Annotated in this window: 9 protein-coding genes; 4 read left to right on the top strand and 5 right to left on the bottom strand. The window is 66.6% G+C overall.

The features are described from left to right. The 4 genes from KDJ86_RS08815 to KDJ86_RS08800 form a co-directional block, all read right to left on the bottom strand. Positions 1-394, bottom strand: a 394-nt coding sequence (locus KDJ86_RS08815; RefSeq protein WP_291744780.1) for an ABC transporter permease family protein, incomplete at its 3' end; no start/stop codon positions are given. Between the two features lie 5 nt (positions 395-399). Continuing rightward, positions 400-1,335 (bottom strand): carbohydrate ABC transporter permease, encoded by a 936-nt coding sequence (locus tag KDJ86_RS08810; protein ID WP_291744778.1) that lies wholly within the window; start codon positions 1,333-1,335, stop codon positions 400-402. A gap of 105 nt (positions 1,336-1,440) precedes the next feature. After that, positions 1,441-2,820, bottom strand: coding sequence for an ABC transporter substrate-binding protein (locus tag KDJ86_RS08805; protein ID WP_291744777.1), 1,380 nt, complete (start codon positions 2,818-2,820; stop codon positions 1,441-1,443). 137 nt (positions 2,821-2,957) lie between these two features. Further along, entirely contained in the window at positions 2,958-3,740 is a 783-nt protein-coding gene (locus tag KDJ86_RS08800) for an SDR family NAD(P)-dependent oxidoreductase (RefSeq protein ID WP_291744776.1), read from the bottom strand. A 250-nt stretch (positions 3,741-3,990) separates the two neighbouring features. On the opposite strand from KDJ86_RS08800, the gene KDJ86_RS08795 reads away from it, so the two are divergent. Together KDJ86_RS08795 and KDJ86_RS08790 are read left to right on the top strand one after the other, a co-directional pair. Continuing rightward, positions 3,991-5,070, top strand: a complete 1,080-nt coding sequence (locus KDJ86_RS08795) for an ABC transporter ATP-binding protein (RefSeq protein ID WP_291744774.1) — start codon at positions 3,991-3,993, stop codon at positions 5,068-5,070. 20 nt (positions 5,071-5,090) lie between these two features. Beyond that, positions 5,091-6,098, top strand: coding sequence for a Gfo/Idh/MocA family protein (locus KDJ86_RS08790; protein WP_291744772.1), 1,008 nt, complete (start codon positions 5,091-5,093; stop codon positions 6,096-6,098). A 33-nt stretch (positions 6,099-6,131) separates the two neighbouring features. Here the strand turns inward: KDJ86_RS08790 and KDJ86_RS08785 are convergent, their stop codons facing one another. Beyond that, on the bottom strand, positions 6,132-7,601 hold the full coding sequence (locus tag KDJ86_RS08785; RefSeq protein WP_291744770.1) for a xylulokinase: 1,470 nt from the start codon (positions 7,599-7,601) through the stop codon (positions 6,132-6,134). Between the two features lie 189 nt (positions 7,602-7,790). Here KDJ86_RS08785 and KDJ86_RS08780 point away from each other — a divergent pair, with 189 nt between their 5' ends. Further along, positions 7,791-8,696 carry a substrate-binding domain-containing protein gene (locus KDJ86_RS08780; protein ID WP_291744769.1) on the top strand — a complete coding sequence of 302 codons (906 nt, stop codon included), beginning with the start codon at positions 7,791-7,793 and terminating at the stop codon, positions 8,694-8,696. A 282-nt stretch (positions 8,697-8,978) separates the two neighbouring features. After that, entirely contained in the window at positions 8,979-10,529 is a 1,551-nt protein-coding gene (locus tag KDJ86_RS08775; protein WP_291744768.1) for a sugar ABC transporter ATP-binding protein, read from the top strand. Positions 10,530-10,575: the final 46 nt, after the last annotated feature.

Genomic DNA, 10,575 nt, shown 5'->3' with positions numbered 1-10,575 from the left:
GCAGGACCGCGACGACGATGCCGCTGCCCTTGGCCTTGAGATGGACCAGTGCATAGCCGGCGAGAACCGCGCAGACCGTGGTGAGGAGGACGGTGGCGGCCGTCACGTAGATGCTGTTGAAGAGATTGATCGGCAGGGTGTCGATCTTCTCGAAGACGTAGCTGTAATGCGTGAAGTCGAAATTCTTCGGCCAGAAGGCGCCCTTCATCGCGTCGGGCCGCGACTTGATCGACATCATCCCGACCCAGACGAGCGGGGCGATGATGATGATCATGAACAGGTTGATGATCGCGTGGCGGATGATGACCGGGCGATTGCGGCTGAACCAGCCGCCGGTGCCGACCGCCGCCTCGCTTTCCGGAAAGGTTTCGTGATCGATGACCTGTGCCGTCATTGCCGTCAGCCCTTCGACCGGAAGATGCGGATGAGGATGACCATGACAACCATCATGGCGAGGGCGCCGATCATGCCGATCGCCGCCGCGAAGCCCTGACGCCAGAGGCCGGTCTTGAAGGCCTGGTCGTACATGAACATCGTCCAGGTATAGGTCGGCGAGTCGCGGTTGAAGCCGCCGAAGATCAGGTATTCGTCGATGACCGCCATCGCCGTGCCGAACCGCAGCACCACCAGGATCATCATGATCGGCGACAGGCGCGGCAGGATGACGTGCCAGAAGACCTGCCATTCGTTGGCGCCGTCGATGCGCGCGGCCTCCGGCAGGTCCTTGGGGATGGCGGCGAGGCCGGCGAGGAAGAAGATGGTGTGGTAGCCGAGGCCCCACCACACTTCCATGATGGCGATCGCCGGCAGGGTCAGCGGCGTGCCGCCGAGCCATTGCGGCGCGTCGTAGACGGTGAACAGGCCGAGGACCTCGACGAGGAAGTGGTTAATCGGCCCGACCTGGTAGTTGTACATCCACTTCCACAGCACGAAGACGAGCGTGCTCGGAATCACCGCCGGGATGAGGAGGATGACCCGGTAGAGGGTCGAAAGCTTGTTGTTGGTGACCTTGTCGACCAGGACGGCGAGCAGCAGGGGCAGGATGATCGTGCCCGGCAGGAACATCAGCGTGAATTCGGCGGCGCGCCAGAGGCTCGCCCACATCAGCGGATCGCTCAGCGCCTCGGCATAGTTGTCGAGGCCGACCCATCTGGCGGGCTCGCTCGACAGGAATTCGAAGTTTGTGAAGCTGATCCAGATGACCCGGATGATCGGGTAGACCTGATAGCCGACGAAGAAGAGGAGCGCCGGGACCAGGAACCACCAGCCGCTGATCGCGCTGGTGATCGAGATCGGACGGGTGGGAGCGGGTGCGGTCGCTGTCGCGTTTGCCATTGTCGAAACTTAAGGCCTGGATGGTCTCGGACGGCGGACCGCGCGAGTCCTTCAAAATAGACGGCCGGGGCGGGCGTTGCCCACCCCGGCCAGCGACGTGACGGCCTACTTGCCGCGTTCCATCTCGGCCTTGACGGCGTCCATGACCTTCTGCATGGCGACCTTCGGGTCGGACTCCTCGCCCTTGAGATAGGTCTCCCAGATGGGCTTGCCGATGACGAACTGCTGGAGGCCGAAAAGGTTGTTCTCGATCGCCTTGGCACTGTCGAGCTGACCGCGGACGAGGCCGACGAAGGGCGGCATCCAGTCCGGCGGATTGGCGTCCCACTCGGCGTAGATCGACTTGTAGGGCGGCAGCTGACCGGGATGGCCGCTCGGCGTGCCGACGATCGAGTCCTTCCAGATCTGACGGTCGTAGGTCAGGGCCTTCAGGTATTCGGCCGCCTTCTCCTTGTTCTTGCCGTACTTGAACAGGGCGGAGCCGGTCGTCCAGAACACCGTCGAACCCGCGCCATTGGCGAATTTCGGCAGCGGTCCGAGGTGGAGCTGGTTGGGATCTTCCCAGTTCGCCGCCATGCGCAGCGGGGCGTTGAAGTACTTGTTGTAGTACCCGACGCGCTCGGCCGCGAAGGCGACCTCGTCAGGCGTGCCGTTGACGCCGCCGTCCGACGCGCCTTCGAGCAGGATGTCCGGATTGGCATAGGCCATCAGCTTCTTCATCAGAACCAGCGCTTCGATCGCGGCGTCGCTGGTGAAGTCGAACAGGCCTTCCGAGGTGTAGATATCCGGGTTCATGCTGTGGGCCATCGGCGCCACGGACCGCCAGCCATGGGAATCGAAGGTCGTGCCGAAGGGCGCGGCACCGGATTCGACGATCGCCTTGGCGCGCTCGAGCTGGTCATCCCAGGTCGCCGGAGCCTCGTCCGGGAGGCCGGCCTGGGTCGTCAGGCCCGAATGCCAGCCGGTGCCGATCACGTCGAGCAGGAACGGCCAGCCATACATCTTGCCGTTGATCAGGTTCTCTTCGCGGATCGACGGGATGATATCGTCGAGCACATCCTTCGGGATGTAGTCGTCCCAGGGCTCGATCACGTCGGCGGCGACCATCGCCGACATTTCGACGAACGGCGTCTGGCCGACATAGATGTCCCAGGTGCTTTCCTTGTTCTTCGCCTCGGCGACGAAGCGCTCGATGCCGAAGCCCTCGACCGGAGCGATCTGGTAGTTGATACCCGGGAACTCGCCGTTGACGGTCGGAATGCCGGGATGCAGATCCTCGATCCACTGATAGAAGGTCGGCGTCAGCGGCCGGTCCTCGGCGAGAGCCGAGCCGAAGCCATATTTTGCCGCGACCCCGACGCCGGCCATGCCGAGGCCAGCCACCAGAGTGCGCGACATGAATTCGCGCCTGTCGATCTGTCCCCGCACCAACTGCTGCCGGGAAGCCTCCTGAAGCAGGAGTTCCTTTTCCTTGCGCTCAACCACCGGCTTGTTCTCCCTTTTTATGTCAGAGCCGTTATAAGCAACTGAAAATTGGTATCAGCTAGCCCCCTTGGTCGCAACCGATGCGACTGGACTCAATTCAAGCAGATGCTGCATTGCGATGAGCGTTTGTTGTGCGCCTAGAGCAGCGTGTATCCGCCATCGATGAGATGTGCTCCTCCGGTGACATAGCTTGACGCGGGGCTCGCGAGAAAAACGGCGAGGGGACCGATTTCCGGTGGCTCGCCGGCCCGTTCCATGGGAATGCCGGCAACCATCTTGTCGATGACTTCCGGCCTGGTATCGAGCCAGGCCCGGTTGGCGTCGGTCATGAAAAGACCGGGGCAGATAGCGTTGACCGTGATGCCATGCGGCGCCCAGTCGGCGGCGGCCGAGCGGGTGAACTGAACGATCGCCGCCTTGGCCGTCTCGTAGGAACGACCGCCGATGCCGCGGTTGGAGACGAAGGCGTTCATCGAGGCGACGTTGATGATCCGGCCGCCCTTGCCGCGCTCGATCATCGACTTGCCGACGAGGCTGGTGCCCAGGAAGCAGCTGGTCAGATTGAGGTCGATGACGAACTGCCAGCTCTCGAGGCTCTGTTCCTCGATCGGCTCGGACTTGCGGCGGCCGCCGATGTTGTTGATCAGGATGTCGATCGGCCCGTGGTCGCGCAGGCATTGCTGCAGGCCGGCGCGGCACTCCTCGGGCACGCCCATGTCGGCGCGGATCGTCTCGACATTCCGACCGAGAGAGCGGAGCTCGCCGGCGGTCGCAGCGAGGGTTTCCTCATCGCGACCGGTGATGACCAGGTCGGCGCCCGCCTCGGCAAGCGCCGTCGCCATCGCGCGGCCAAGGCCGCGGCTTCCGCCGGTCACCAATGCGGTCCTGCCGTCGAGGCGAAATGAATCCAGAACGCCCACGCTCGTCTCCCTGTCCTGTCCGGCCGTCTCCATCGCGGCGCGCCGATCAGGATAGGCACAGCCGTCCCGCCTCGACAACGCAGCGAGAGGCGGCAGGCCAGACGGGCGGTTTGGCATCGATCCTGCTCGGTGCGATCTTGACGGCGGGTGAAAGCCTGTAGATTTTGCTGATCGTTCCGTTGTCTCAAACGGGATGCCGACAGACACGGCCGAACGACACCATGAAACGGTCAGGAAGAAGAAAGTCTAGATGGCGCAGATCAAGATCAGGAATTTGATCAAGCAATTCGGTGACGTGGAGATTCTTCACAATCTGAGCTTCGATATCGAAGACAAGGAACTGGTCGCACTGGTGGGACCGTCCGGTTGTGGCAAGACGACGCTCCTCAGGATGATCGCGGGCCTCGAGGAGGTCACCCAGGGCGACATCGTCATCGACGACAAGATCGTCAACCGGGTTCGCGAGAAGGACCGCGACATTGCCATGGTGTTCCAGAGCTACGCGCTCTATCCGCATATGACGGTGCGGGAGAACATGGCCTTCGCGCTGCGCATGCGGAAGATGCCGAAGGAAGAGCAGGAGCGGCGTATCAGCTGGGCGGCGGATATCCTGGCGCTTACCGACTATCTCGAGCGCTATCCGCGCCAGCTTTCCGGCGGCCAGCGCCAGCGCGTCGCCATGGGCCGCGCCCTGGTGCGCGAGCCGGCGGCCTTCCTGCTCGACGAGCCGCTATCGAATCTCGATGCCCAGCTCCGGGTCCAGATGCGGACCGAGCTCCGTGCCCTGCACCAGCGCCTGAAGGCGACGATGGTCTACGTGACCCACGACCAGATCGAGGCGATGACGCTTGCCGACAAGATCGTGGTCATGCGCGACGGCTACGTCGAGCAGATCGGCGCACCGGACCGGATCTACGACCGCCCGGCCAACACCTTCGTCGCCAAGTTCATCGGCTCGCCGCAGATGAACATGCTCTCCGGCGTCCTCCGCCGTGCCGACGGCGGGGTCTTGGTCGAGTTCTCCGACGGGCATCGCGTCGAGGTGCCGGGCAGCCAGGACGGCGAGGACGGGACCAAGGTGCTGTTCGGCATCCGGCCCGAGGATCTGCAGCTGAGCTCCGAAGGCGACGGCCTGCCGATGACGGTCGAAGTGGTCGAGTTCACCGGCCGGGAGGTCGAGCTGTTCGGGGCGCGCGACGACGAGCGAATCTGCGTCCTGGTCCGCGAAAGGACCGGACTGAAGCCGGACGAAACGGTCTGGCTGAAGCCGAATGTCGAGCGGGCGCATGTCTTTGACGCGGATTCCGGCCGCAGTCTCTACGTCAACTGAGACGCGTGGGATGATCGCGAATGACCGACGCCCGGACCATGGCGGGACGGTTCGGCATGAGTGATCGCGCGCGCCTTGTGGTCGCCGGCGCGGGACTTTTCGGCAGCGAGCATCTCAGGATGCTGGCGGCCTGGCCTGATGTCGCGGTGGTCGGCGTCGCCGATGCCAATGCCGAAGCCGCCGAAGCCGCGGCGTCGCGCTTCGGGGTGGCCGAGACGGCGACCGACGCGATCGAATTGACGGAGCGGCTTCGGCCGGACGGATTGATCGTCGCGACCCCCGGCCCGACCCATGTGGCGATCGCCGGTCATGCGCTCGGCCTCGGCATCCCGGTCCTCGTCGAGAAGCCGGTGGCGATGTCCGTCGCCGATGCGGCAAAGCTCGCCGCGATGGCCGAGGCGAGCGACGGTTTCGTGCTGCCGGGCCATGTCCTGCGTTTCTCGGAACCGCACCGGCGCTTCGCCGGGATCGTCCGGTCGGCGGCGGTCGGCACGATCCTGTCGGTGACGGCGCGACGTCACCGCGACGACAGCCATGCCCGGCGCTACACCGAGGATCCGGTGCTGATGACCATGGTCCACGACATCGATCTTGCGTTGTGGCTGACCGGTGGCGAGGCGATGCCCCGAAAGGTCCTGGCGACGCGGCGGCCAGCCGGGACGTCGCGTTCGGAAACGCTGGCGACGGTGACGGGAGCGACGGGCGCCGTGTGGCGGCTCGCCACCGCCTGGACCTTCCCGATCGAGTCCTGCCCCTCCGACCGGATCGAGGTCGTCGGCGAGAATGGCAGCGCCGAGCTCGACGTCGACGGGACGATCCGGGTCTTCGGGACCGAGCCGCAGACGATCGAGGTCACCATCGACTACGACGCGGCGCTCCACGCCGAGCACATGCATTTCGTCGACTGCCTGCGGAGCGGCAAGCCACCGGAAACGGTCACCCTGCGCGAGGCGATCACCGGCCTGGCGGTGGCGGAAGCGGCGATGGCGTCGATCGGCAACGGAGACGTCGTGATCACCGCGGGGTGATCACGCGGAGGTGCGACGCGACGGAGCGAACGCCTATCCGGCGTCCGTCCGATAGCTCGCGTTGAACGGCTTGAGATCGGCGTAGAGCTCCTGATACCTGCCGAATTTGTCGTCGTAGTAGCCGCGCATCGCGCCGTCCGGTTCGAAATCACGCTCGAAGGTGACGAGCCGGTCGACCGCGGCCTCGAGCGAGGGCATGGCGCCGGCGCCGAGCCCGGCGATAACCGCCGCGCCGAGCGCCCCGGCATCGAGCACATGCACGCGCCTGATGGTCTTGCCGAAAGCGTCGGCGCGGATCTGGCACCAGATATCCGAGCGGGCACCGCCGCCGCCGATGTTGACCGTGTCGACGGTTTCGCCGGCGGAGCGTTCGGTCGCCTCGAAGGCGAGGCGGGCGGAAAAGGCGACGCCCTCCATCACCGACCGGCTCAACTCTCCGGCGCCCGTGCCGGTGACGAGCCGTGCGAAGACGCCGCGCGAATCGATGTCCCAGAGCGGCGCCCGCTCGCCCTGGAGATGGGGGAGGAAGAGCGGAACCGCCGCCGACGGCGCGGTCGCGGCGGCGAGCGGCGACAGCTCCTCCACCGATCGGCCGAGCAGGCCGGCGACCCAGGCAAGCGAGGCGCCGCCCGACTGGGTCGGGGCGACATGAAGCGTGATCCGCTTGTAGGGCGGGAAGACGATGACGCCCGGCGTCGGCGCGCGCCGCGACGAGAGGACGCCGAGCACCTCGCTGGTGCCGCTGAGATACATCGCGTCGCGGTCGCGGATGACGCCGATGCCGAACATGCCTGACCAGGCATCCATCGCGCCGACGAAGACCGGGATGCCGGCGCAAGGCAGGCCGTCACGCACGGTGCCGACCGCATCAGTGAAGTCGTGGAGGGGCGGCAGCCTGTCCTTTGCGCCGGGGACGAGATCGAGCAGCCCCTCGACGTAGCGAAGTTCGCTGTCGACCAGGCCGACCGCGGCGATGGGGTCGGCGGCGACGCCGCCGGTGAGCTTCATCGCGCAATAATCCTTCGGCAGCAGAACGTGGCGGGTCCGGGCATAGAGGTCCGGGTGGACGCGCGCGACATGGGCGATGCGGGAAAGCGCATGGCTCGCGTCGATCGGCATCGGCCCGCCGAACCAGGCGGTCTTCTCCTCCGGCGTGATCCGGGCATCGAGCGCCGCGGCATCCTCGCCGCAGCGCCCGTCCTGCCAGACGATCGCCGGCAGCAGCGGTTCGCCGCTCTCGTCGACGAAGACATGGGTGTTGACCTGCGACGAGAGGCCGATGCCGACCAGCCCGCCGAGATCGGTGGTCCGGCCGAACTCATCGAGGGCGGCGAGGACGCTTCCCATCCAGTCGGCCGGATCCTGCTCGACATGGCCGGGGCGCGGCCGGGCGGTCGGATAGGGCCGCGAGAAAACGCCAAGCGGATTGCCGTCGAGGTCCATCAGGATGGCCTTGACGGCGCCGGTTCCGACGTCGATCCCGATCAGGGTCGCCCTTGACACATTGCCTCCGCTGCCGGTCCGCGACTATGGCTTTTTGCCCCGCGCATCCCGTATAACCTTGGCCACGCGGAACGGAAGCGGACGCGACGCGATACTGGGGGCGCGAGGCGCCAAAGGCAAGAAAGTCAAAGGGTTTTCCGCATCTTGGAGGGTCATATGTTCGGTCGTGCCGGTTTACTGAGCACGTGGGTGGCGGGAGCTGTGGTGATTGCCGGCGTGGCATTCGCCGGGGCCGCGGCGGCGGAGCCGAAGGTTGCCGTGATCACGCCCTACCTCGCCCAGCCGGGGACGCAGTTCTACGTCGAGGGCTTCCAGGCGGCGGCCAAGGACAGGGGCTGGGACGTCAACGTCATCGACACCAAGGGCGATGTCGCGGCGGTGATCAGCCGCATCGAGGACGTCGCCAACCAGAAGGTCGACGCGATCGTCATCAACGTCGATCCGGCCCAGGTCGCGGCCGGGCTGCAGACCGCCAAGGATGCGGGCATTCCGGTCTTCGGCATGGACGCCGGCTCCGATCCGCTGCTGGTCACCAACGTCACCTCGAACGGCTATGCGATGGCCGCCGAGACCGCGGTCTATGTCGCCAACCGGATCGGGGGCGAGGGCAACGTGGTGATGTTCGTCTTCGACGCCTTCCCGCCGGTCCAGGTGCGCGGCGTCATCGCCGACGCGGTCTTCGGCAACTTCCCCGATATCGAGGTCCTCGACCGGGTGACGCCGGACGTCTCCGACGGCGGCATCGCCGATTCGCGGGCCAAGATGGAGGCGATCCTCGCCGCCAATCCCGACCCCGGCAGCATCAAGGCGGTCTGGGCGGCCTGGGACCAGCCGGCGCTCGGCGCGCTGCAGGCGATCGAGGCGGCCGGCCGCGAAGGCGAGGGCATCGTCATTACCGGCATCGACGCCAACCCGCAGGCGCGCGAGGCGATCGCTGCGGGGGGCAATTTCGAGGCCTCGGTGGCGCAGGACTTCCAGGGGATCGGTTCGGCGACCGCCGATGCCGTGGCGCGGGTGCTCGGCGGCGAGACGATCAAGCAGAGCGTGATCTACGTGCCGACCAAGCTGATCACCGCCGCCAATGTCGGGGACTAGCTGGAAGGAGCGCTGAGGGCGGTACCGGTCATCGGCGCCGCCCCGTTGCCTTGTCTCGCGCGCCTTGCGTCCTGCGTCCTTCGAGGCTCGGGCCTTGCCCGAGCACCTCAGGATGGCTTCGATATCGTTCGGGAAGAAAGACCATCGCCATGCTGAGGTGCGAGCGCAGCGAGCCTCGAAGCACGCATGCGACGTCGACTTCCCCGAATTGTCCGGTCGGCTTCCGTCCAATGACGCTGGCGGGATGCGGGAAATGAGCCCGCCCCACCTCCTGATCCTGCCATGAACCTTCTCACCCTTAGCAACGTTTCGAAAGCCTATGCCGGGGTGCCGGCGCTCACGGGTGTGGCGCTGACCATCGCGCCGGGCGAGATCCACGCGCTGATGGGGGAGAACGGCGCGGGCAAGTCGACGCTGATCAAGATCCTCGCCGGGGTGGTCGCGCCCGACGAAGCGGAGATCGCGATCGACGGCCGGGCGGTGACGATCGACGATCCCGAGGCGGCCTTCGCCCATGGCCTCCGTTTCATCCACCAGGAGCTGAATACGGTTCCCACCCTGTCGGTCGCCGAGAATATCTTCCTCGGGCGGTCCTATCCGCGTCGCATCGGCGGCTTGATCGACTGGAGGCGGCTCGCCGCGATGGCGCGCGAGGCGCTCGGCCGGCTCGGCATCTCGCATATCGATCCGCGCGCCGGCATGGGGCGGCTCGGCACCGGCGACCGGATGCTGGTCAACATCTCCGCCGCCTTCCTCGATACGGCGAATGCCGATGCCCGGCTCTACGTGATGGACGAGCCGACCGCGGCGCTGACCGGAGCCGAGGCGGAGCGCCTGTTTTCGGTGCTTCGCGCCATTCGCGAGTCGGGACGCTCGGTGATCTATGTCTCGCACCGGCTGGACGAGGTCATGCATCTCTGCGACCGGGTGACCGTGCTCCGCGACGGCGAGGCGATCGCGACCCGGCCGATCGCCGGGACCTCCCAGAATGACATTATCCGGATGATGATCGGCCGCCAGGTCGACCAGGCCTATCCGCACGCGCTTGCCGCGCCGCGTGACGACGCGGCGCTGGCCGTGCGCGACCTCGAGGGGGGCGCCGTCGGGCCGCTGAGCTTCGAGCTGAGGAAAGGCGAGATCGTCGGCATCGCCGGGCTGGCGGGCGCGGGTCAGAGCGACGTGCTGAAGCTCCTGATGCGGGCCGAAAAGGTCCATCGCGGGACGATCCTGATCGACGGAAAGGCGGAGCTGCCGGGCGGGCTCGCCGGGGCGTGGCGGAGCCGGCTTGCCTATGTGCCGCGCGAGCGACGCTCGGAAGGGCTGGTCCTCACCCGGCCGATCGCCGAGAACATCACGCTGGCCCATCTCGGCCGGTTCAGCCGTGGCGGCGCCTTCCTTGCGCGCGGCCGGGAAAAGGCGATCGCGACGGCGCGCGGCGAGGAAGTGCGCCTCAAGGCGCGGGGGCTCCGCCAGCTCTGTTACGAGCTCAGCGGCGGCAACCAGCAGAAGGTCGTCTTCGCCAGGGCGCTTTCGGTCGAGCCGAAGGTGCTGCTCCTCGATGAGCCGACCCGCGGCGTCGATGTCGGAGCGAAATTCGACATCTACTCGCTGATCCGGGTATGGAGCGCGCGGGGAATGGCGGTGCTGGTCGCCTCCTCGGACTTCCCGGAGCTGATCGGGATGTGCGACCGCATCATGGTGATGCGGGCCGGCAAGATCGCGACCGTCCTCGAAGCGGCAGGGCTGAGCGAAGAGGAGCTGCTCGGCCATTGCTACGGCGCGGGCGCGCCGCGCGATGCTCCCGGCACCTCCGGGCGGGAGGCGAGACAGTGACCGGATTGCTGCGCCGCTACGGGACGCTGATCGGCTTCGCGGCGAT

Source organism: Bauldia sp. (assembly GCF_020442045.1).
Lineage (GTDB): Bacteria > Pseudomonadota > Alphaproteobacteria > Rhizobiales > Kaistiaceae > Bauldia.
This window is presented reverse-complemented; position numbering and strand designations above follow the sequence as displayed.